General features: G+C 75.4%; 22 protein-coding genes and 2 pseudogenes. 7 read left to right on the top strand and 17 right to left on the bottom strand.

What is annotated here, in order from left to right; all coding sequences use genetic code 11:
* The first annotated feature begins 150 nt into the window (after positions 1-150).
* The 3 genes from V1L54_RS14405 (at position 151) to V1L54_RS14395 (ending at position 2,313) form a co-directional block, all read left to right on the top strand.
* Positions 151-546: a Uma2 family endonuclease gene (locus V1L54_RS14405; protein WP_330118362.1), complete on the top strand. Its 396-nt coding sequence runs from the start codon at positions 151-153 to the stop codon at positions 544-546.
* 12 nt (positions 547-558) lie between these two features.
* A complete protein-coding gene (locus V1L54_RS14400; RefSeq protein WP_443076628.1) occupies positions 559-1,860 on the top strand; it encodes a class I SAM-dependent methyltransferase in 1,302 nt (433 codons plus the stop codon).
* 102 nt (positions 1,861-1,962) lie between these two features.
* Entirely contained in the window at positions 1,963-2,313 is a 351-nt protein-coding gene (locus V1L54_RS14395) for a hypothetical protein (protein ID WP_330118361.1), read from the top strand.
* Positions 2,314-2,470: 157 nt separating this feature from the next.
* On the opposite strand, the gene V1L54_RS14390 is transcribed toward V1L54_RS14395, so the two are convergent.
* The gene (locus V1L54_RS14390) at positions 2,471-2,731 is read right to left on the bottom strand and encodes a hypothetical protein (protein ID WP_330118360.1); all 261 of its coding nucleotides are present in this window, start codon (positions 2,729-2,731) and stop codon (positions 2,471-2,473) included.
* Positions 2,732-2,808: 77 nt separating this feature from the next.
* Positions 2,809-2,937, bottom strand: a pseudogene (locus V1L54_RS14385) (transcriptional regulator); the annotation flags it as partial.
* Between the two features lie 29 nt (positions 2,938-2,966).
* Here V1L54_RS14385 and V1L54_RS14380 point away from each other — a divergent pair.
* Positions 2,967-3,065 (top strand): annotated as a pseudogene (locus V1L54_RS14380) (NAD(P)H-dependent oxidoreductase); the annotation flags it as partial.
* Positions 3,066-3,296: 231 nt separating this feature from the next.
* On the opposite strand, the gene tsaD reads toward V1L54_RS14380, so the two are convergent.
* From tsaD to tsaB, 3 genes are read right to left on the bottom strand one after another with little or no spacing between them, the layout of a single operon-like run.
* Positions 3,297-4,388 carry a tRNA (adenosine(37)-N6)-threonylcarbamoyltransferase complex transferase subunit TsaD gene (tsaD, locus tag V1L54_RS14375; protein WP_330118359.1) on the bottom strand — a complete coding sequence of 364 codons (1,092 nt, stop codon included), beginning with the start codon at positions 4,386-4,388 and terminating at the stop codon, positions 3,297-3,299.
* Positions 4,381-4,920, bottom strand: a complete 540-nt coding sequence (rimI, locus tag V1L54_RS14370) for a ribosomal protein S18-alanine N-acetyltransferase (RefSeq protein ID WP_330118435.1) — start codon at positions 4,918-4,920, stop codon at positions 4,381-4,383. The genes tsaD and rimI overlap by 8 nt, the downstream gene beginning before the upstream one ends.
* A gap of 56 nt (positions 4,921-4,976) precedes the next feature.
* A complete protein-coding gene (gene tsaB / locus V1L54_RS14365) occupies positions 4,977-5,663 on the bottom strand; it encodes a tRNA (adenosine(37)-N6)-threonylcarbamoyltransferase complex dimerization subunit type 1 TsaB (RefSeq protein WP_330118358.1) in 687 nt (228 codons plus the stop codon).
* A 129-nt stretch (positions 5,664-5,792) separates the two neighbouring features.
* Here tsaB and V1L54_RS14360 point away from each other — a divergent pair, with 129 nt between their 5' ends.
* Together V1L54_RS14360 and V1L54_RS14355 are read left to right on the top strand one after the other, a co-directional pair.
* A complete protein-coding gene (locus V1L54_RS14360) occupies positions 5,793-6,383 on the top strand; it encodes a L,D-transpeptidase (protein ID WP_330118357.1) in 591 nt (196 codons plus the stop codon).
* A gap of 185 nt (positions 6,384-6,568) precedes the next feature.
* Positions 6,569-7,135 carry a DUF6328 family protein gene (locus V1L54_RS14355; RefSeq protein ID WP_443076627.1) on the top strand — a complete coding sequence of 189 codons (567 nt, stop codon included), beginning with the start codon at positions 6,569-6,571 and terminating at the stop codon, positions 7,133-7,135.
* 26 nt (positions 7,136-7,161) lie between these two features.
* Here the strand turns inward: V1L54_RS14355 and V1L54_RS14350 are convergent, their stop codons facing one another.
* The 8 genes from V1L54_RS14350 to V1L54_RS14315 form a co-directional block, all read right to left on the bottom strand.
* Positions 7,162-7,398: a hypothetical protein gene (locus V1L54_RS14350; protein ID WP_330118356.1), complete on the bottom strand. Its 237-nt coding sequence runs from the start codon at positions 7,396-7,398 to the stop codon at positions 7,162-7,164.
* Positions 7,399-7,625: 227 nt separating this feature from the next.
* Positions 7,626-8,216, bottom strand: a complete 591-nt coding sequence (gene tsaE, locus V1L54_RS14345) for a tRNA (adenosine(37)-N6)-threonylcarbamoyltransferase complex ATPase subunit type 1 TsaE (RefSeq protein WP_443076626.1) — start codon at positions 8,214-8,216, stop codon at positions 7,626-7,628.
* A complete protein-coding gene (locus V1L54_RS14340) occupies positions 8,155-9,345 on the bottom strand; it encodes an alpha/beta fold hydrolase (RefSeq protein WP_330118354.1) in 1,191 nt (396 codons plus the stop codon). The genes tsaE and V1L54_RS14340 overlap by 62 nt, the downstream gene beginning before the upstream one ends.
* A 7-nt stretch (positions 9,346-9,352) precedes the next feature.
* The gene (gene alr / locus V1L54_RS14335) at positions 9,353-10,537 is read right to left on the bottom strand and encodes an alanine racemase (RefSeq protein ID WP_330118353.1); all 1,185 of its coding nucleotides are present in this window, start codon (positions 10,535-10,537) and stop codon (positions 9,353-9,355) included.
* Positions 10,538-11,083: 546 nt separating this feature from the next.
* A complete protein-coding gene (locus V1L54_RS14330; RefSeq protein WP_330118352.1) occupies positions 11,084-12,568 on the bottom strand; it encodes an NAD(P)H-hydrate dehydratase in 1,485 nt (494 codons plus the stop codon).
* Between the two features lie 461 nt (positions 12,569-13,029).
* Entirely contained in the window at positions 13,030-13,398 is a 369-nt protein-coding gene (locus V1L54_RS14325; RefSeq protein WP_330118351.1) for a holo-ACP synthase, read from the bottom strand.
* Positions 13,399-13,450: 52 nt separating this feature from the next.
* Complete coding sequence (glmS, locus tag V1L54_RS14320) at positions 13,451-15,298, bottom strand: glutamine--fructose-6-phosphate transaminase (isomerizing) (protein ID WP_330118350.1); 1,848 nt, start codon at positions 15,296-15,298, stop codon at positions 13,451-13,453.
* A gap of 36 nt (positions 15,299-15,334) precedes the next feature.
* A complete protein-coding gene (locus V1L54_RS14315) occupies positions 15,335-15,589 on the bottom strand; it encodes a hypothetical protein (RefSeq protein ID WP_330118349.1) in 255 nt (84 codons plus the stop codon).
* A 265-nt stretch (positions 15,590-15,854) separates the two neighbouring features.
* Here V1L54_RS14315 and coaA point away from each other — a divergent pair, with 265 nt between their 5' ends.
* The gene (gene coaA / locus V1L54_RS14310; RefSeq protein ID WP_443076625.1) at positions 15,855-16,880 is read left to right on the top strand and encodes a type I pantothenate kinase; all 1,026 of its coding nucleotides are present in this window, start codon (positions 15,855-15,857) and stop codon (positions 16,878-16,880) included.
* A 7-nt stretch (positions 16,881-16,887) separates the two neighbouring features.
* Here the strand turns inward: coaA and V1L54_RS14305 are convergent, their stop codons facing one another.
* The 4 genes from V1L54_RS14305 to rplM all read right to left on the bottom strand — a co-directional run bounded on the left by V1L54_RS14305 (position 16,888) and on the right by rplM (position 20,191).
* Positions 16,888-17,406 (bottom strand): GNAT family N-acetyltransferase, encoded by a 519-nt coding sequence (locus V1L54_RS14305; protein WP_330118348.1) that lies wholly within the window; start codon positions 17,404-17,406, stop codon positions 16,888-16,890.
* Positions 17,407-17,583: 177 nt separating this feature from the next.
* Positions 17,584-18,942 carry a phosphoglucosamine mutase gene (gene glmM / locus V1L54_RS14300; RefSeq protein ID WP_330118347.1) on the bottom strand — a complete coding sequence of 453 codons (1,359 nt, stop codon included), beginning with the start codon at positions 18,940-18,942 and terminating at the stop codon, positions 17,584-17,586.
* Positions 18,943-19,195: 253 nt separating this feature from the next.
* The gene (rpsI, locus tag V1L54_RS14295) at positions 19,196-19,708 is read right to left on the bottom strand and encodes a 30S ribosomal protein S9 (RefSeq protein ID WP_330118346.1); all 513 of its coding nucleotides are present in this window, start codon (positions 19,706-19,708) and stop codon (positions 19,196-19,198) included.
* 39 nt (positions 19,709-19,747) lie between these two features.
* Positions 19,748-20,191 carry a 50S ribosomal protein L13 gene (rplM, locus tag V1L54_RS14290; protein ID WP_330118345.1) on the bottom strand — a complete coding sequence of 148 codons (444 nt, stop codon included), beginning with the start codon at positions 20,189-20,191 and terminating at the stop codon, positions 19,748-19,750.
* Positions 20,192-20,482: the final 291 nt, after the last annotated feature.

Here is a 20,482-nt window from a genome sequence, read left to right as displayed (position 1 = left end):
CAACCGGAGTGCCAACGCACGGCGCGTTGCGCGCGCCCGCGCCGGTACGCTGGCCCCGTACCGCGTCGGAGCATCCCCCGTGAGGAAACCGCCGGTGGACGTGCCGACAGATCCTCCGGCACCCGTCCGTTCCTGCGGCTGGCCAACGCGGTGGAGGCCGCCGCCCCCACCCCGCTGTACGCCGCGACGCGGATGGGCGTCCGGCTGGGCGAGCGGCAGCGCCCCGAGGCGGACGTACTGGTCGTGGACGCCCCGCCGCGGGCGGAGCGCACCTTCTACCTGCCCGGAGAGGTGGTGCTCGTCGCCGAGGTCGTCTCGGCGGAGTCGGCGGTACGGGACCGGGAGACCAAGCCGCCGAAGTACGCGGCGGCCCGCATCCGGCACTTCTGGCGGGTGGAGAGGGAGAACGGCCGGGTGGTCGTGCGCGTTCACGAACCGGACGACACCACCGGCGCGTACGTGGTCACCGGCATCCACCGCGGCAGGCTTACCGTCCCGGTGCCCTTCCCCCTGGAGATCGACCTCACCACGCTGTACCGGCGCTGAGATGATGGGCCGGTGCGCGCACCGTCCGACGATCCCACCGATCCCCCGACCGACCCCGTGGCCGTCTTCCACCGCCTGCTGACCGATGAGGGGCAGCATCTCCTGGCCGGACTGCGGGAGTACGACCCCGGGCAGGAGCTGGCCGTCGCCACCCGGCTGCGCCGGGACCACCCGGCCGAACTGGTCTCGGCGGCCATCGCCCAGGCCCGGCTGCGGCAGCGGGCGGCGGCGAAGTTCGGGCCCGGGGACGCACAGCGGATGTACTTCACGCCCGACGGCGTGGAACAGGCCACCCGCGCGGGCGTGGCCGCGTACCGCGCCGGGCGCTTCGCCGCGCTCGGGGTGCGGTCCGTCGCCGATCTGTGCTGCGGCATCGGCGGGGACGCCATCGCCCTGGCCCGCGCGGGCATCCGCGTCCTGGCCGTCGACCGCTCCCCGCTCACCTGCGCGGTCGCCCGCGCCAACGCCGGGGCGCTGGGCCTGGCCGACCGGATCGAGGTGCGGTGCGCCGATGTGACGGAGGTGGACACCGGCGGCTTCGACGCCGTCTTCGCCGACCCGGCCCGGCGCGGCGGACGCGGCCGGATCTTCGACCCCGAGGCGTACTCGCCCCCGCTGTCCTGGGCGGTGGCCGCCGCCCGCCGCGCCCCGTACGCCGCCCTGAAGGTGGCGCCCGGCATCCCCCACGAGGCGGTGCCCGAGGACGCGGCGGCGGAGTGGATCTCCGACGGCGGGGACGTGAAGGAGGCCGTGCTGTGGTTCGGGCTGCCGGCGGCGGAGCGCGCGACGCGCGCCACCCTGCTGCCCGGCCCCCGCACCCTGGTCTCCACGGGGGTGCCGAACCCTCCCCCTGGGCCCGGCGGCCCGGGAGGTACCCCCACCCCCGGGCCCGGCGGCCCGGTCGGCCGCTATCTGTACGAGCCGGACGGCGCCGTCGTCCGCGCCCATCTGGTCGCCGAGGTGGCGGACGCGGTCGGCGGACGTCTGATCGACCCGACGATCGCCTACGTCACCTCCGACGAGCTGCGCCCGGTGCCGTACGCCACCGCGTACGAGATCACGGACACGCTGCCGTTCAACCTCAAGCGGCTGAAGGCGCTGCTGCGGGAGCGCGGGGTGGGCACGCTCACGGTGAAGAAGCGCGGTTCGGCCGTCGAGCCGGAGGAGCTGCGCCGCAGGCTGAAGCCCACCGGCCCGAACGCGGCCACGGTCTTCCTCACCCGCGTCGCGGGCGCCCCGACGACCCTCCTGGGCCGGCCGGTCCGCCCGGCCCAGGACCCCGGTCAGGCCCGGCAGCACCGCTCGAAAGGGTGACGATCGCCCGATCCCGCCCGCCCGCCACACGGCCCCCGCGACGACCCTGCCGGGGCACCCGACGCGGCGTAGCCCGACATCAGCGGCAGGGGGAGGACAGCGGTGACCGCCGATCCCATCACCGAGCCGATGAACATGCCGCAGAACCAGGACCCCAACGATCTGCTGATCGCGTCCGAAAAGGCAGCGGATGCGCCGATTCGGGCCGAGTACGTCGAGGGGACGATGATCGTGCCGCCACAGCCCGACGATCACCACAACGATGCCGCGGCAGAGTCCTGCTTCCAGTTGCGTTCGGCCGGGTTTCCGCTGGCCGGGCTGGGAAGCGGTTACCGCGTGGCGGGGCCGGAGGGGACACGCTCCCTCATCGTTCCGGACTTCTGCGTGCGGCGTCGCAAGCCCACCGAGCCGGACGAGGCGTACCGCAGGGCGCACCGGGGCCGGCTCCGCTGAGCCGGACCGGCCGGGAGACCGGCCCGGAAGACTCCGGGGAACACCGGGGGCGGGCCCGCCCCGCCCCCTTCACTCCCGCACCGGGGACCTGCCCGAGACCGGGCAGGTCCTCGTCCGCGTCGAGGACTCCCCCGGGAGCCGGGGAGGGCGGGCGCGCTCAGGAGACCTCCGTGCTCTCGAAGCGCCAGCGGTGGACCGGCCGGTGCAGCAGTTCCCCGGGCGGGTCGGGGAGTTCGGGCAGGCCGTCGGCGTCGTGGGGCGCGTCCCACCAGGTGACGACCAGGACCCGGTCGGCCGGGGCGGTGAAGGTCTCCCGGCGGAGCGGTGCGGGGTCGAGCGCCTGGGCGCGGACCCATTCCAGCAGCCGTGCGCCGCGGCCGTCGGCGGCGCGGGCCTCCCACATCAGAGCGATGGTCATGGGGCGATTCTGCCGTCCCGGCCCGTACGTCCCGGGCTGAGGCCGGCCGCGGCCGGCCTCAGCCCGGCACCGCGCGCAGCGCGCAGCGCGCCGGGGCGGCGGTCGGTGAGGCGGTCGAGGGCGGCGGCGGTGGCCTCGTCGGCGGGGAGGTGGACGATCAGCCGCTGGTCGTCGTCGGCGGGCAGTTCCAGGGTCTCGTACGCCACCGGACTGCAACCGCAGCTTTCCCGCCTCCCTGAAGACCGCCGTCGACTGGTACTACGCCGAGTGGCAGGGCAAGGCGGTCGGTTTCGTCGGCTACGGCGGGGCCAGCGGCGGTCTGCCGGCGATCGAGCATCTCAAGCAGGTCTTCGGCGAGCTGAACGCCCACACCGTGCGCGACAGCGTCAGCTTCCCCCCGGTACTTCGAGCTGTTCGACGCCGACGGGCGGCTGCGGGAGCCCGAAAGGGCGGAGGGCGACGCGAAGACGATGCTCGACCAGTTGGAGTGGTGGGGCTCGGTGCTGCGCGAGGCCCGGCTGGCGCGGCCGCTCCCCGCGACGCGGTGACCGGGCCGGCCCGGCGGTCAACCGTGGAGACTCCCCGCACCCGTCTCGTGCACGTGGTCGTGGGACGTGCCCGGGACGTGCGGTTCGGTGACCGGCAGGGAGGAGTCGGCCGGCAGGTCCCAGTCGGAGGGCGCCCGGTTCCGGGCGACCATCTCGGCGCCCAGGGCCGCGACCATCGCCCCGTTGTCGGTGCACAGTTTGGGGCGCGGCACCCGCAGGGTGATCCCGGCCGCCGCGCACCGCTCCTCGGCCAGGGCGCGCAGCCGGGAGTTGGCCGCGACGCCGCCGCCGATCATCAGGTGGTCCACGCCCTCCTCCCGGCAGGCACGTACGGCCTTGCGGGTCAGCACGTCGACGACCGCCTCCTGGAAGGAGGCGGCGACATCGGCGACCGGCACCTCCTCGCCCGCGTTCCGCCTGGCCTCGATCCAGCGGGCGACGGCGGTCTTCAGGCCGGAGAAGGAGAAGTCGTACGGCGCGTCGCGCGGGCCGGTCAGGCCGCGCGGGAAGGCGATGGCGTCCGCGTCGCCCTCCCGCGCGTAGCGGTCGATGACGGGACCGCCGGGGAAGCCGAGGTTGAGCACCCGGGCGATCTTGTCGAACGCCTCGCCCGCCGCGTCGTCGATGGTGGCGCCCAGCGGGCGGACGTCGGAGGTGATGTCGGAGGACAGCAGCAGCGAGGAGTGGCCGCCGGAGACCAGCAGGGCCATGGTCGGCTCGGGCAGGGCGCCGTGTTCGAGCTGGTCGACGCAGATGTGGGAGGCGAGGTGGTTGACGCCGTACAGCGGCTTGCCGAGCGCGTAGGCGTACGCCTTGGCCGCCGAGACACCCACCAGCAGCGCCCCGGCCAGGCCGGGGCCGGCGGTGACGGCGATGCCGTCGAGGTCGCTCGCGGCGACCCCGGCCTCCTTCAGGGCGCGCCGGATGGTGGGGACCATCGCCTCCAGATGGGCGCGGCTGGCGACCTCGGGCACCACACCGCCGTACCGGGCGTGCTCGTCCACGCTGGAGGCCACCGCGTCGGCGAGCAGGGTGTGTCCGCGCACGATGCCCACGCCGGTCTCGTCGCAGGAGGTCTCGATGCCGAGGACCAGGGGTTCGTCAGCCATGGGGCACCGTTCCTTGGGGTGATCCTTGGGGTTCTGTCGCGGGGTCCGGACCGGGGTCCGGGGGCGCGGGGTCCATGCGGCGGCGCATCACGAGGGCGTCCACGTTGCCCGGCTGGTAGTAGCCGCGGCGCAGGCCGACCGTCTCGAAGCCGAAGCGCTCGTACAGCCGCCGGGCCCGGGGGTTGTCCACCCGGACCTCCAGCAGCACCTCCTCGCACTCGAACTCGGTGGCGGCGCCGAGCAGCGCGGTCAGCAGCCGGCCGCCGAGTCCGGTGCCCCACCGGTCGCGGGCGGTGGCGATGGTCTGGATGTCGCCGGTGCCGCCGGCGGCGGCGAGCCCGCCGTAGCCCACCAGCCGGCCTCCGCCGCCGTCACCGTCGGCACCGGGCGACTCGGCGACGAGGTAGCGGCGGGTGGCGTACGGGCCGCGGGCCCGGGCGAGTTCGGACCAGAACAGGGCGGGCGTCCAGGCGTCCCGCGGGAACAGCTCCCGCTCCAGCTCCAGTACCGGTTCGATGTCCCACCAGCGCATCTCGCGCAGCACGGGCTGTGCGGGCTGTGCGGACGGCAAGGACGGCACGGCTCCGGTCACCGGGGAAGGACCACCTTGTAGTTCGCGGGCACCCTGGCGTCCGGGCGCCGCAGGTACAGCGGCAGCGGCGGCAGGAAGCCCGCGCCGTCACCGTCCCCGCCGGCCGCCGCCAGTTTCTCGGCGGCCAGTGCCGCCAGCGCGGCGGCCGAGGCGTGCTCGGGCGGGCCGGGGCGGAAACCGGTGAAGACGTCCGCGTACAGCTTCGCCCCCGCGCCCGCGGCGGGGACGTCCGCGACGATCTCGGCGATGTCGGCCGGGCGGTCCACGGCCGGCTCGCCCAGCCGGGTGCGGGCGTCGGCGTAGCGCGCCCAGTACACCTCCTTGCGGCGGGCGTCGGTGGCGACGACGAACGGGCCGTCCAGCCCGGCGCCGGCGGCGGCGTACGCGATGCCGTCCAGGGTGCACAGCCCGTGGACGGGGATGTCCCGGGCGGCCCCGACGGTGACCGCGGTCATCAGTCCGACCCGCAGCCCGGTGTACGGGCCGGGCCCGGTGCCGACGACGATGCCGGTCACGTCGCCGAGCGCGGCGCCCGCCTCGGCGAGGACGCGGTCGACGGCCGGGAGCAGCAGTTCGCCGTGGCGGCGGGCGTCCACCTCGTCCGCGGCGGCGAGGACCCTCCTGCCGTCGTGCAGGGCTACGGTGACGGCGGGTGTGGCGGTATCCAGAGCGAGCAGGAGCACGCCCCAAGCGTACGGCGCGTTCGTGATCGCCGGTTCCGCGGCGGCTGCTACCGTCGAACGGCGAGGACCGACAAGGCATACGAACACACCGGGACGCGGAGTGCCGGTGCGCGGGAAGGCGGGAAGACGGTGGCACGCAGCAGCGCGGGGGTGGTCGTGGCCGGGCTGACCGCGGCAGCACTCGCCGTCGTCGGCTTCCTGGCGTACCAGGCGTCCGCCGCCCAGGACCGGCGGGACACCGGCGCCGACCGCACCCCCGCCGCGTCGGCCTCTCCCTCCCCGGGCGCCGGCAAGGCAGGCGAGAGGGACAAGGCGAATAAGGCGGACGGCACGGAGCGGACCGCGCTGCCGCCCGGTTCGGGCACCGGCGAGCGCATCGTGTACTCGCTGGGCAGCCGGCGGGTCTGGCTGGTGGGCGCCAACGAGCAGGTCACCCGCACCTACCGGGTCGTCCCCGGCGCGGTGGACCCGGAGCCCGGGGAGTACGCCGTGACCTCCCGCACCGAGCGCGTCACCGGCTCCGACGGGGTACCGGTGGCCCATGTGGTGCTGTTCACCCAGGTGGAAGGGACCGTGGTGGGGTTCAGCGCGGCGGTGGACGGCTCACTGCCGACGGGGGCACCCAAGGAGGGCACGGGCGGCGTCCGGGAGCGGCCCGAGGACGGCGAGGCGATGTGGAAGTTCGCCACGGTCGGCACGAAGGTCGTCGTCGTCCCCTGAATCGTCCTCTCCCGAGCCGTCGTCCCCCGCCCGCCTCCCGGCCCCGGCTCCGCAGGGCAGGCCCGCGCGGCGGCAACGGCACGCGGCGGTGCCCGCCTTCACCGCGTTTACGCCCGCCCTCTTGCGAACAAACGCTCCACATCAGAAGCGGAGTGCGCGGTGAGCGCGGGGCACAGGGGGGGCCAGTGGCACTGGAACCGGGCGGGTCCACCGGAAAAACCGTCGGCCGGGTCACCGACGACGGAGATCGGAAACTGGCGGACCGGGTGGCGGAGGAGCGCAGGGAGACCGAGAAGGAGCGTGCCGACCGGCGGTGGACGGAGCTCCTCCAGGAGGTCCGGGTGGCCCAGATGGGCATCCAGATCCTCCTCGGCTTCCTGCTGAGCGTGGCCTTCACCAACCGCTTCACGGACCTGGGCCCGATCGACCGCAACATCTACGTCGTCACGGTCCTGTTCGGGTCGGCGGCCACCGGAACGCTGATCGCCCCCGTCGCCCTGCACCGCTTCGTCACCGGGCACCGGATGAAACCCCAGACGGTCGAGTGGGCCGCCCGGCTGACCATCACCGGGCTGATCCTGCTGCTGTTCACGGTGACCTGCGCCCTGCTGCTGATCCTGCGCGTGGTGCTGGACAACGGGATGGCCTGGTGGATCACCGGGGCGCTGTTCCTGTGGTTCGTGGCCTGCTGGTTCATGCTGCCCTTCTGGGCCCGCAGCGTCGGCCCCGAGCGCCGGGCCATGGGCGAGTAGCGGGCCGCGGACGGGCCCGGACGGCGTCAGGCCGCCTCGGCCCCCTGGCCGCCGTCCTCCGCCGGGCGTCGCCCGGATCCGGGGGGAGCCTCGGAGACCTCGGGCGCTTCGGGCCCGCCTCCGCGCTCCACGGGAGCCGGGCCGGGAGGCGTCGAGACCGCGTCGGCCGCGGCACACGCGGCCAGCAGCCTGCGCATCGGCACCGGGGCGGGTCCGGCCTCCGGCCGCGTGACGGGCTCGGTTTTCCGCTCGTGGGCCTCCATGGGTCCTCCCTGTGGCTCCCGGGCGAGCGTGGTTGGGTATGCCTGACCACGTCCTGACCTCCATGTCACCACGTCCGCGGGGCGACACGCAACATCTTGCCGACACCGCGTCGGGATCGTGTCGGGGCAGTACCGGGGTCCGCGGGGACCGTCCGCCGTGCCGGGTGGGCGGTACGGCCGGCGCCGTGCCCGAGGGCGCCGCGAGCCCGCGGCCCCCGGCCACGGCGCTAGGCCGTGGCGGTGAGGGCGGACAGGTCGGCTCCGGCCCAGCGCCCGCCGACGCCGGTCACCGTCACGGTGCGCGTGTCGTGGTCCTCCGGCGGATCCGCGCCGTCCTCGCCCGCGGTCCCCGCCGTCCCCGCGGCACGCTCGATGACCACGTGCAGCCGGTCCTCCGAGAGCTCCTCGACCCGGCCCTCGCCCCACTCCACGACCACCACCGACTCCGGCAGCGACACGTCCAGGTCCAGGTCCTCCATCTCCTCCAGCCCCCCGCCGAGCCGGTAGGCGTCCACATGCACCAGCGGAGGGCCGTCGCCGAGCGGCGGATGCACCCGGGCGATCACGAAGGTCGGCGAGGTGACCGCGCCGCGCACCCCCAGGCCCTCCCCCAGGCCCCGGGTGAGGGTCGTCTTGCCCGCGCCCAGCTCCCCGGTGAGCAGCACGAGGTCGCCGGGGCGCAGCAGCCGGGCCAGCCTCCGGCCCGTCTCGCGCATGCGGTCGGGGGTGCCGACGGGGATGCGTACGGCGGGGCTCTCAGGAGCCTTCGGAGCGGCCCCGGTTCCGGTCCCCGCGTTCGGGCGGTGCGGTGTGCTCATGGCTGTGGATGGTACGCGTCAGCAGCCCGGCGAGCCGGTCGTTGACCAGCTCGGGCCGCTCCAGCATCACCAGGTGCCCGGCGCCCTCCACGACGACCAGTTCGGCGTGCGGCAGCGCCTCGGCCATCACCTCGCTGTGCTCGCGCGGGGTGAGCAGGTCCCGGTCGCCGGTGAGGATCAGGGCGGGGCGCCCGGCGCCGAAGACGGCCAGCGCGGCGGTCTTGTCGTGCTCGGCGAAGGCCGGGTAGAAGTCCGCGACCACGTCGACCGGCACCGACTCGATCAGCCGCTCGGCGAAGCGCGCCACCCCGGGGTCGACGTCGCGGGTGCCGAAGGAGTACCGCTTGATCAGGCCCGTGAAGAGGTCGGCGGTGGCCTTCCGGCCGCGCTCGACCAGATCGGCCCGGGTCGCCAGGGTCCGCAGCACGCCCGGCGCCAGCCGTTTCAGCGCCCTGGCCCCGGCGGCGGGCAGCCCGTAGGTCACCTCGGTGAGCCCGCCCGCCGAGGTGCCCAGCAGGACCACCGCGGCGACGCGCCCGGCGACGTACTCGGGGTACAGGGCGGCCAGCGCCATCACCGTCATGCCGCCCATGGAGTGCCCGACGAGGACGACCGGCCCGGCGGGGACGGCCGCGTCGAGCACCGCCTTCAGATCGTGGCCGAGCCGGTCGATGGTCACCGTCTCCCCGGCCCGGCCGCGCCCGGAGCGGCCGTGGCCGCGCTGGTCCCAGTAGACGGCGCGCAGGGCGGGGGGACGCGGGGCGTCGGGGGAGGCGGTGGGTTCCAGGCCGCGCAGGGCGGCGCGCTGGAAGTGCCAGACGTCCTGGGCCAGACAGTAGCCGTGGCTGAAGACGACCGTCGGCGTACCCGGCGCGGCGCCGCCGTCCGGCTCGTCGGTCTCGTAGTGCAGCTCGGTGCCGTCGTCGGCCGTCGCCCGGCCGGGGGTGCCGCGCAGCGAGCCGTACGGGCCCGCGGCGTCCAGGGCCAGCCGGGCCCGGTGGCGCACCTCGCGGTGCACGGTCAGCCGTTCGACGGCCACGCCCGCGGCCACCGCGGCGGCGGCGACGCCCAGCACCGCGCCGGCCAGCCCGGCGCGGCGCGCCCATCCTCTTCCGCCCGTCTCCGTCATGCTCCGGTCACATGTCCGCGTTCAGGTGTATGCGCGGCACCCGGGCACCGATCCGGGTGACGATCTCGTACGGGATGGTACCCACCGCGCGCGCCCAGTCCTCGGCGGTCGGCTCGCCCGCGGCACCGGGCCCGAAGAGGACCGCCTCGTCCCCGGCCTCGGCCGCGTCGCCACCCAGGTCCACCACGAACTGGTCCATCGCCACCGTCCCGGCGACCGTCCGCCACTTCCCGGCCACCAGCACCGGACCGGTGCCGGAGGCGTGCCGGGGGACGCCGTCGGCGTAGCCGGCCGGGATCAGGGCCAGGGTGGTCTCGCCGGGGGTGGTGTAGCGGTGGCCGTAGCCCACCCCGTGCCCGGCCGGGACCCGCTTGACCGAGGCCAGGGCGGCCCGCAGCGTCATCACCGGCCGCAGCCCGAAGTCCTCGGGCGCGCCGATCTCCGGCGAGGGCGAGAGCCCGTAGACCGACAGGCCGGGGCGCACCAGGTCGAAGCGGGCCTCGGGGAGGCTGAGCGTGGCCGGCGAGTTGGCCAGGTGCCGCACCTCCGGTTCCAGCCCGGCGCGTCCGGCGACGGCCAGCGCCTCGTGGAAGGCGGTGAGCTGCGCGGCGACGGAGGGGTGGCCGGGCTCGTCGGCGCAGGCCAGGTGCGACCACACCCCGACGACCCGCACGGTGCCCTCGGCCTCGGCGGCGCGGGCGGCCGCCACCAGGGCGGGCCACTCGGCGGGCTGGCAGCCGCCCCGGCCCAGTCCGGTGTCGGCCTTCAGGTGGACACGGGCGGTGCGGCCGCAGGCGCGGGCGGCGGCCGTGATCTCCGCCAGCGCCCACGGTGCGCCGGCCGCCACGTCGACGTCCGCCTCGATCGCCGCCCGCCAGGGCCCGCCGGGCGTCCACAGCCAGCACAGCAGCCGGCCCCGGTCGCCCGCGGCGCGCAGCGCCAGCGCCTCCTCGGGGGTGGCCGTCCCGAGCCAGGCCGCCCCGGCCTGCCGGGCGGCGCGGGCACAGGGGACCATGCCGTGACCGTAGGCGTCGGCCTTGACCACGGCCATCAGCTCGGCCCCGGCCGCGCGCTCCCGCAGCGCGCGCACATTGCCGCGCAGCGCGGCGAGATCGATCTCCGCACGGACCCGGTGGGACGTCCGGCCGGGTGCCGGCACGTGCGGGGCGGGTGGCTCATTTGCGACGTTCATCGTTCCCCCAGTCTCTCAGGTCCCCGCCCTGCCGCACCCCTGCGGCTTCCCCCGCCGCTGCCCTTTCGGCCGCGGCCGGACACCGCCCCCGCCGCGGTACGTCCCGGCCGCCGCCCCGGGCCGGTGCCGAGGCCGGGACGGCCTGCCGGGAAGCTCGCGGCACCCGGGGGCGCGAGCCCCGTGAGCCGCCGGACGGCCCGGGCGGGCCGGGCGGGGCTCAGGTGCCCAGGGGCCCACGCCCCCGGCGGCTCACGAGGAGCGGCCGTCCCGCCCGGCTCCGGCCACCGGGCCGGAAATCCGCGCCGGCCCGGGCCAGGGCCGCCGCCGCGCCTGCGGGCGCGGGCCCGTGTCCGTCCCCGAAGGCCGGCACCGGGCCCTCCGTCCGGGAGAGCGTGCCGGGGCTGCGCACGGCCCGGCCGTCGCCGGCCCTGGCCCGGGCGGCGGACCGGCGTCCGCCGGACGACGGAGGAGGTGCCGTGGAACGGCGGACCGCCCCCGTACCGGGTGCGCCCGGGCGCTCCGGCGACGCGACACGGGGGCTCCCGGTCACGGCACCAGGTCCCGCCAGACCGGGCGCAGCGCGTCCGCCACGTCCAGGGCGCTGACCAGCGGGGCCGCCCGGCGGCCCGCCAGACCGTGGAGGTAGGCGCCCGCCGTCGCCGCGTCCGGCGCGGCCAGTCCGGCGGCGAGCAGCGAGCCGGTCAGGCCGGACAGGACGTCGCCGCTGCCGGCCGTCGCCAGCCAGCCGGTGCCGGTGGGGTTGACCAGCGCCGGCTCCCCCTCCGGGCCCCCGGCCGGGGCGACCAGCGTGGTGGAGCCCTTGAGCAGCACCGTCGCGCCGTACCGCCGCGCCAGCTCCCGCACCGAAGCCAGCCGCGCCGCCTCCACCTCCTCGCGCGTCCGGTCCAGCAGCCGCGCCGCCTCCCCGGCGTGCGGGGTCAGCAGGGTCGGCGCGGTGCGCTCCCGGACCTGTCCGGCGTCCGCCAGGCCCAGCGCGTCGGCGTCCAGCAGCACCGGCACGTCCGAGGCCAGCACCTCGCGCACCGCCCGCCGGGCGTCCGGCCCGTCGCCCAGCCCCGGCCCGGCGACCCATGCCTGCACCCGGCCCGCCCCGCCCGGCGGGCCCTCGGTCACCAGCGTCTCGGGGAAGCGGGCGACCACCGCGCCGGCCGCGGATCCGGCGTAGCGCACCGCGCCCGCCCCGCCGCGCAGCGCGCCCGCCACGGCGAGCACGGCCGCGCCCGGGTAGCGGGCGGAGCCCGCGGCGACGCCGACGACCCCGCGCCGGTACTTGTCGCTCTCGGCCGCCGGGCGGGGCAGCAGCGCGGCCACGTCCGCGTGCTGCGGGGCGCGCACCACCGGCTCGGCGCCCTCCAGGTACGGGCCCAGACCGATGTCCACCAGCCGCACCGCCCCGGCGTACTCGCGCGCCGGATCGACCAGCAGCCCCGGCTTGTACGCGCCGAAGGTCACCGTGGCCGCCGCCCGCACCGCCACCCCCCGCACCTCGCCGGTGTCGGCGTCCACCCCGCTGGGCAGGTCCACGGCGACGACCGGCACCCCGGCCTCCCGGACGGCGCCGAGCACCTCCACCGCGTCGGGCCGCAGCCCGCCCCGGCCGCCGATGCCGACGATGCCGTCCACCACGAGGTCGGCCCGCCGCAGCAGGGCGGGCAGATCGGCGGGCACGCCCTCCAGCACGGTGTGCGCGGTGGGCGCCGCCACGGCCCGGCCGCCGGCCGCCCGCAGCGCGGCCAGCCCGGCCTCGTGCGCCTTCTCGGGGCTGAGCAGCACGGCCCGCACCCCGGCGCCGCGCCGGGCCAGGCGCGCCCCGGCGAAGAGCGCGTCCCCGCCGTTGTCGCCGCTGCCCACCAGCAGGACGATCCGGGTGCCGTACGTCCGGCCCAGCAGCCCGGCGCAGGCGGCGGCCAGCCCGGCGGCGGCACGCCGCATCAGCGTGCCCGGGGGCAGCCGGGCCATCAGCTCCCGCTCGGCGGTTCGTACGGTCCGCACGCTGTAGGCATCTCTCATACCCCACAGTCTGACCGTCCTCCGCCCGGGCATCCCGGCGAACCGGGACGTCCTCCGGTTGGCCGGAACCCCCCGGCGGGACGGGGCCGCCCCCGCGGCGGGGCCGGGACGGCCGGGCGCAGGTCGGCCCGGCCGCACAGGCGACGACCGCACCGGTCATCCGCAGGGTCAGCCGCCGACCGGCCGGTCCGCGGGCACCCGGAAGACGGACCGGCACCGGACGCCCGGGAGGAGCCCTCACCCCTCGGCGACCACCACCGCCGAGCCCCCGCGCCACGGCGGAGCGGAAGGCGCCGGCCGCGCGCTCCCAGCCAGGCCGCACGGACGACGACCGCGCCGCTCCCAGCGGAAACGACCGGCCGGCGGCCGGTCCGCGAAGGTGCCCGCGGACGGCCCGGTGGGCCACCGGCTCCGACCGGGCCGACCGTCCGGCACTGCGGCCCGCCGGGAGGAGCCAGCCCTCACCCCTCGGCGATCACCACCGCCGAGGCCACCCCCGCGTCATGGCTGAGCGAGAGATGCCAGTTGCGCACCCCCAGCTCGGCCGCACGGGCGGCGACCGTGCCGGTCACCCGCAGAAACGGCCGGCCGCCGCCGTCCACCACCACCTCGGCGTCCGTCCACAGCAGACCGGGCGGCGCGCCCAGCGCCTTGGCCAGGGCCTCCTTGGCGGCGAACCGCGCCGCCAGGGAGGCCGCCCCGCGCCGCTCCCCGCCGGGCAGCAGCAGCTCGGCGGGGACGAACAGGCGGTCGGCCAGCCGCGGGGTCCGCGCCAGCGCGGCGGCGAACCGGTCGATTCCGGCCACGTCGATCCCCACCCCGACGATCACCGGCGGCCTCCCGCTCCCACGTCCGCCCCCGCCGGCACCACCGCCGGGGACGTCACTCCACCGTCACCGACTTGGCCAGGTTGCGCGGCTGGTCCACCTCGTTGCCGCGGGCGGTGGCCAGCTCGCAGGCGAAGACCTGCAGCGGCACGGTGGCCACCAGCGGCTGGAGCAGGGTCGGGGTGGCGGGGATGCGCACCAGGTGGTCGGCGTACGGCACGACCGTGTCGTCGCCCTCCTCGGCGATGACGATGGTCCGCGCGCCCCGGGCCCGGATCTCCTGGATGTTGGAGACGATCTTGTCGTGCAGCACCGACCGGCCGCGCGGCGACGGGACGACCACGACCACCGGCAGATCGTCCTCGATCAGCGCGATCGGGCCGTGCTTGAGCTCTCCGGCGGCGAAGCCCTCGGCGTGCATGTACGCCAGCTCCTTGAGCTTGAGCGCCCCCTCCAGCGCGACGGGGAAGCCCACGTGGCGGCCGAGGAAGAGGACGGTGTTCTTGTCCGCCAGGGACCTCGCCAGCTCCCGTACCGGCTCCATCGTGCCGAGGACCTTGTCGACCTCGGTGGCGATCTGCGACAGCTCGTGGATCACCGAACCGATCTCGTCGCCCCACTTGGTGCCGCGCACCTGCCCCAGGTAGAGGGCCACCAGGTAGCAGGCCACCAGCTGGGTGAGGAACGCCTTGGTGGAGGCGACCGCGACCTCGGGCCCGGCGTGGGTGTAGAGCACCGCGTCGGACTCGCGCGGGATCGTCGAGCCGTTGGTGTTGCAGATGGCCAGCACCTTGGCGCCCTGCTCGCGGGCGTGGCGCAGTGCCATCAGGGTGTCCATCGTCTCGCCGGACTGGCTGATGGCGATGACCAGGGTCCGCTGGTCCAGGATCGGGTCCCGGTAGCGGAACTCGCTGGCCAGCTCGGTCTCGCAGGGGACGCGCGTCCAGTGCTCGATGGCGTACTTGGCGATCATCCCGGCGTGGTACGCGGTGCCGCAGGCCACGATGACGACCTTGTTGACCTCGCGCAGCACGTGGTCGGGGATGTGGACCTCGTCCAGGGCCAGCCGGCCGGCCTCGTCGATGCGGCCCAGCAGGGTGTCGGCGACCGCCTTGGGCTGCTCGGCGATCTCCTTGAGCATGAAGTAGTCGTAGCCGCCCTTCTCGGCGGCCGAGGCGTCCCAGTCCACGTGGTAGGCGCGGGTCTCGGCGGGCGCGCCGTCGAAGTCGGTGACGGTGACCTGGTCCCGCCGCAGCTCCACCACCTGGTCCTGGCCCAGCTCGATGGCCTCGCGGGTGTGGGCGATGAACGCGGCCACGTCGGAGGCGAGGAAGTTCTCGCCCTCGCCGACGCCGACCACCAGCGGCGAGTTCCGCCGGGCGCCGACGACGGTGTCCGGCTCGTCGGCGTGCACCGCGACGAGGGTGAAGGCGCCCTCCAGACGGCGGCACACCTGGCGCATCGACTCGGCCAGATCGCCGCAGGAGGAGAAGTTCTCGGCGAGGAGGTGGGCCACGACCTCGGTGTCGGTCTCGGAGGTCAGCTCGTGGCCGCGCTCGGCCAGCTCGGCGCGGAGCGCGGCGAAGTTCTCGATGATGCCGTTGTGGACGACCGCGACCCGCCCGGAGTTGTCCAGGTGCGGATGGGCGTTGGCGTCGGTCGGCCCGCCGTGCGTGGCCCACCGGGTGTGGCCGATGCCGGTGGAGCCGGCCGGCAGCGGACGCTCGTCCAGCACCTTGCCGAGATTGGCCAGTTTCCCGGCCTTCTTCGCGGCGGCCAGGCCACCGTCGGCGAGGACCGCGACACCCGCCGAGTCGTAACCGCGGTACTCCAGCCGCTTCAGTCCCGCGATGACAACGTCGAGGGCGGACTGCCCTCCCACATAACCAACGATTCCGCACATGCGGAGCAGCCTAAGGGGCGGAGAGCGCGAGTGGTGTCAGCGGCCTCGCGCGATGCGTGCCGCGGCCCGGGCGATGATCTCGGCCGTCTCCCGGTACGCGGCCGCGTCGCGGCCCCTGTGGTGCGGGAGGTCCCCCCTCTGTTCCGGCGCCCCGCACGGGTCGCCGTGCAGGTCCTCCTCGGGCAGTTCCTCGACGAGTTCGGCCCACACCCGGGCGGTGTGGGCCGCCCGCGCACCGTCGGCCGTACGACGGTGGTGAGCTGGGCGGAAGCGCCGGAACGGGAACGGCACGGGGTCTCCTTCGGGCCGGGGCGCGCGGGCCCGGCCCGCAGGGGGCGGAAGGGGGCATCCCGGCGCCCGGCGGGCCGCGGGAGAGGGCCGGGACCGGCACGCCCGTACGGTGAACGCACGGATGACCGTATCCGGCCGGAGCGGCGCCGGGCCACCGCGCCCGCCGCACTCCCCCCGGGAACACACCGGTCCCACCGCCCGCTGTGCCGACTCTCACACCGGGCGGCCGGTGGGCCGACCGACCCCCACCGGCCACAATGGCCCCGTGCCCACGCCCGCCGCCTCCGCCTACCCCGCCGTCCCCGCCGGGGCACCGCAGCAGCGCCGGGCCCGCTCCGCCGAGGCGAGCCCCTTCGTGGACCTCTCCCGCGCCGAGTGGAGCGCGCTGCGCGAGCGGACCCCGCTGCCGCTGACCGCCGCCGAGGTGGAGGAGCTGCGCGGGCTGGGCGACGTCATCGACCTGGACGAGGTGCGCGACGTCTACCTGCCGCTGTCCCGGCTGCTCAACCTGTACGTGGGAGCCGCCCACGGGCTGCGCGGCGCGCTCAACACCTTCCTCGGCGCGGCGGGCGACGGCCACGGAGCCCAGCGCGGGACGCCGTTCGTCATCGGGGTCGCGGGCAGCGTGGCCGTCGGCAAGTCCACGGTGGCACGGCTGCTGCGGGCGCTGCTCGCCCGCTGGCCCGAGCACCCGCGCGTGGAGCTGGTGACCACGGACGGCTTCCTGCTGCCGAACGCGGAGCTGCGCCGCCGCGGGCTGATGTCCCGCAAGGGCTTCCCCGAGTCCTACGACCGCCGCGCGCTGACCCGCTTCGTCGCGGACGTCAAGGCGGGCCGCGAGGAGGTCACCGCACCCGTCTACTCGCATCTGGTCTACGACATCGTGCCCGGTGAGCGCCTGACCGTACGGCGTCCGGACATCCTGATCGTGGAGGGCCTGAACGTCCTCCAGCCCGCCCTGCCCGGCAAGGACGGCCGCACCCGGCTCGCGGTCGCCGACTGCTTCGACTTCTCCGTCTACGTGGACGCGCGCACCGAGGACATCGAGCGCTGGTACCTGGGACGCTTCCGGAAACTGCGCCGGACCGCCTTCCAGGACCCGTCCTCGTACTTCCGCCGCTACACCCAGGTGTCCGAGGAGGAGGCGCTGGAGTACGCGCGGGGGATCTGGCGCACCACCAACCGGCCCAACCTGGAGCAGAACATCCTCCCGACCCGGGGCCGGGCCGGACTGGTGCTGCGCAAGGGCCCGGACCACAAGGTCCAGCGCCTGTCGCTGCGCAAGCTCTGACCCCGGCTCAGCCGGCCGCCCCGGCCCCGTCCGGCCGGTCCGCGTCCGTCAGGCGGCGCAGGTACCGCACCCCCGGCCGGCCGGCCGGCTCGGCCTCCCCCGCGAGGACGAACCCGGTGCGTTCGAGCACGGCCCGGGAGGCCGGGTTGTCGAGGGTGGTGACCGCCCGCAGCTCCACGAGCCGGTACGGCCCGGCGGCCGGCCGGCACACCTGGCGGACCGCGGCCGTCGCGACGCCCCGGCCGGCGGCGCGTCCGGCGACGCGGTAGCCGAGCTCCGCGGCGCCGTCCGCCACGTCCACGAGGTTGACGCGGCCGACCAGCTCACCGTGCTCGTCGAGGACGACGTGGAAGTGGCACACTCCCGCCTCCTGCTCGGCCAGCAGTGCGGCGTGCCGGGCGGCGAAACCGGCGAAGTACGCGTCCCCGCGGTCCGGCACGGACCGCGCGAAGTACTCCCGGTTCTCCCGCTCGAAGGCCAGCAGGGCGGGTGCGTGACCGGCCCGGAGCCGTTCCAGTCTCACCATGCGCGGCAGCGTACGCGAGCCCGTCCCCCCGGCCCCGGGCACACGGCCGGGCCGGAGCACCACCCGAACCGCGGGCCACCGGCTCCGGAACACGGTCCGGACCGCGCGGGCACGCGCGAAGCACCGCACTCGCGCGGAGCCACCGCCGTGCCCGGACCGCGTCCGGCGCGGAGCCCCTCAGCCCAGCGCCGACTTCACCTCGTCGGCCAGCCGTCCGGCCACCGTGCGGGCCTGGTCCAGATCGGCGGCCTCGACCATCACCCGCACCAGCGGCTCGGTGCCGGAGGGCCGCAGCAGCACCCGGCCGGTCTCGCCGAGCTGCCGCTCGGCCTCCTCCACGGCGGCGGCCACCCGGGCCGAGGAGCCGACCCGGCTCTTGTCCACGTCCGGCACGTTGATCAGCACCTGCGGCAGCCGCTCCATGACGCCCGCCAGCTCCGCCAGGGGCCGGCCGGTGGCCGCCACCCGGGCGGCCAGCAGCAGACCGGTCAGAGTGCCGTCACCGGTGGTGGCGTGGTCCAGGACGATGACGTGCCCGGACTGCTCACCGCCCAGCGAGTAGCCGCCGCGCTTCATCTCCTCCAGCACATAGCGGTCACCGACCGCCGTCTGGAGCAGCTCGACGCCCTCGCGCTCCATGGCGAGCTTGAAGCCGAGGTTGGACATCACGGTGGCCACCACGGTGTTCCCGCGCAGCGTCCCGGCCTCCCGCATGCCCAGCGCCAGCACGCTGAGGATCTGGTCGCCGTCGATCTCGTTCCCGGCGGCGTCCACGGCCAGGCAGCGGTCGGCGTCGCCGTCGTGCGCCACGCCCAGCTGGGCACCGTGCTCCACGACGGCCGTGCGCAGACCCTGCAGATGGGTGGAGCCGCAGCCGTCGTTGATGTTGAGGCCGTCGGGCTCGGTGGCGATGGGGATCACCTCGGCACCGGCCCGCGCGAACGCCTCCGGGGAGACCCGCGCCGCCGCGCCGTGCGCGCCGTCGACGACGACCTTGAGCCCGTCGAGCCGGTTGGGCAGTACAGCGATCAGGTGCGCGACGTACTTGTCGAAGCCCTCGTCGTAGTCCTTCACCCGGCCGACCCCGGCGCCCGTCGGCCGGTCCCAGGGCTCGCCGGAGGCGTGCTCGCGGTAGACCCGCTCGATGCGGTCCTCCAGCTCGTCGGCCAGTTTGTGGCCGCCGCGGGCGAAGAACTTGATGCCGTTGTCGGGCATGGGGTTGTGGCTGGCGGAGAGCATCACGCCCAGGTCGGCGCCGAGCGCGCCGGTCAGATACGCCACGGCCGGGGTCGGCAGCACGCCCACCCGCAGCACGTCCACACCCGCGCTGGCCAGCCCGGCCACCACAGCGGCCTCCAGGAACTCCCCGGACGCGCGCGGATCCCGTCCGACCACCGCCACCGGCCGATGGCCCTCGAACGTACCCGCCTCGGCGAGCACGTGCGCCGCCGCGACCGACAGACCGAGCGCCATTTCGGCGGTCAGGTCGGCGTTGGCGACCCCGCGCACACCGTCCGTACCGAAGAGTCGTGCCACCGTGGTTCCTCCGAGTTCTTGCGGGACCGGGCCTGCCGTCGACCCGGATCATCCAGATATACGCCCCTTGTCCGCGAAAAAGGAACGGTCGTGCACCGGGCACGCCGCAGGGGGCGCCCGGCCGGGGCACTCGCCGCCGGCGCCGCATCGTAGACGAGCGCCCCGGCGGCACCGTGACGGTGCTGCCGGGGCGCTCATCGGCGGCCGCCGGAAAAGCCGGGCCACTGCGGTCCGGCCGGTACAGCCCGGCGGATCAGCGCTTGCTGTACTGGGTGCCCTTGCGGGCCTTCTTCAGACCGGCCTTCTTGCGCTCGACGGCGCGGGCGTCACGGGTCAGGAAGCCGGCCTTCTTCAGCGGGCCGCGGTTGTTGTCCACGTCCGCCTCGTTCAGGGCACGGGCCACACCCAGGCGCAGCGCGCCGGCCTGGCCGGAGATGCCGCCGCCGCTGATGCGGGCGACGACGTCGTAGCGGTTGTCCAGCTCCAGAACCTTGAAGGGCTCGTTGACTTCCTGCTGGTGCACCTTGTTGGGGAAGTAGGCCTCCAGGGTCCGGCCGTTGATCTTCCACTGGCCGGTGCCCGGCACGATGCGGACGCGGGCGATGGCGTTCTTGCGACGCCCGGTGCCGGCGCCCGGCTGCGGCTCACCGAAACGGGACGCGAGGGACTCGGTGGAGTACTCCTCGGCACCCTCGGGGGTCTCGGGGGTCTCGGTGGTGTACTGCTCGACCTCTTCGATCGGGGTCTCGGCGGTGGTCTCGGCCACGGTTCTCCTCAGCTCTCTTCAGTCTTGGTGGTGGCCGGACTACTGCGCGACCTGGGTGATCTCGAACGGGACCGGCTGCTGGGCCGCGTGCGGGTGGTTCTCGCCCGCGTAGACCTTCAGCTTCGAGAGCATCTGACGGCCCAGGGAGTTCTTCGGGAGCATGCCCCGGACGGCCTTCTCCACGGCCTTCTCGGGGTTGTTCTTCAGCAGGTCGTCGTAGCGGACGGACCGCAGACCACCCGGGTAGCCGGAGTGTCGGTAGGCCAGCTTCTGGGTCCGCTTGTTGCCGGAGAGGTGCACCTTGTCGGCGTTGATGATGATGACGAAGTCACCAGCGTCAACGTGCGGCGCGTACACCGGCTTGTGCTTGCCCCTCAGAAGGGTGGCGGCCTGGGAGGCCAGACGGCCCAGGACGACATCTGTGGCGTCGATGACGTGCCACTGGCGCTGGATGTCGCCGGGCTTGGGGCTGTACGTACGCACGGTCGTAGCCTTCGCTTCTTCAGTGAGTGTTTCCTGACAAGGTCACCGGAGATCACGACAGCCCTGACCACGCGTCGGTGACGCAAGCCGATGCGGGTCGCTGGTCATCGTCCTGGTGGACCAGGCGTAACGGCCTCTCACGTGAGAACGAGCAAGCCAATACGCACAACGAACCAGCAGGATACCGGCCCTGCGCCACACGGGTCAAAACACCCCCGGTCCACCGCACGGCGCCCCCCGGACGGCCCGCACACACGGTGCGCACCGACCACCACACGGTGGTGTCCCGGG

It is taken from the genome of Streptomyces rubellus, from assembly GCF_036323805.1.
Taxonomy (GTDB): domain Bacteria; phylum Actinomycetota; class Actinomycetes; order Streptomycetales; family Streptomycetaceae; genus Streptomyces.
The sequence above is the reverse complement of the archived record's forward strand: the minus strand, read 5'-3'. Positions and strand labels throughout refer to the sequence as shown.

Coding starts and splice junctions, on each gene's coding strand:
- V1L54_RS14390 (WP_330118360.1), bottom strand. CDS start 2,731: ATGACCATCGCTCTGATGTGGGAGGCCCGCGCCGCCGACGGCCGCGGC.
- tsaD (WP_330118359.1), bottom strand. CDS start 4,388: ATGGCTGACGAACCCCTGGTCCTCGGCATCGAGACCTCCTGCGACGAG.
- rimI (WP_330118435.1), bottom strand. CDS start 4,920: ATGCGCTGGTGGGACATCGAACCGGTACTGGAGCTGGAGCGGGAGCTG.
- V1L54_RS14350 (WP_330118356.1), bottom strand. CDS start 7,398: ATGGAGGCCCACGAGCGGAAAACCGAGCCCGTCACGCGGCCGGAGGCC.
- tsaE (WP_443076626.1), bottom strand. CDS start 8,216: ATGAGCACACCGCACCGCCCGAACGCGGGGACCGGAACCGGGGCCGCT.
- V1L54_RS14340 (WP_330118354.1), bottom strand. CDS start 9,345: ATGACGGAGACGGGCGGAAGAGGATGGGCGCGCCGCGCCGGGCTGGCC.
- alr (WP_330118353.1), bottom strand. CDS start 10,537: ATGAACGTCGCAAATGAGCCACCCGCCCCGCACGTGCCGGCACCCGGC.
- V1L54_RS14330 (WP_330118352.1), bottom strand. CDS start 12,568: ATGAGAGATGCCTACAGCGTGCGGACCGTACGAACCGCCGAGCGGGAG.
- glmS (WP_330118350.1), bottom strand. CDS start 15,298: ATGTGCGGAATCGTTGGTTATGTGGGAGGGCAGTCCGCCCTCGACGTT.
- V1L54_RS14305 (WP_330118348.1), bottom strand. CDS start 17,406: ATGGTGAGACTGGAACGGCTCCGGGCCGGTCACGCACCCGCCCTGCTG.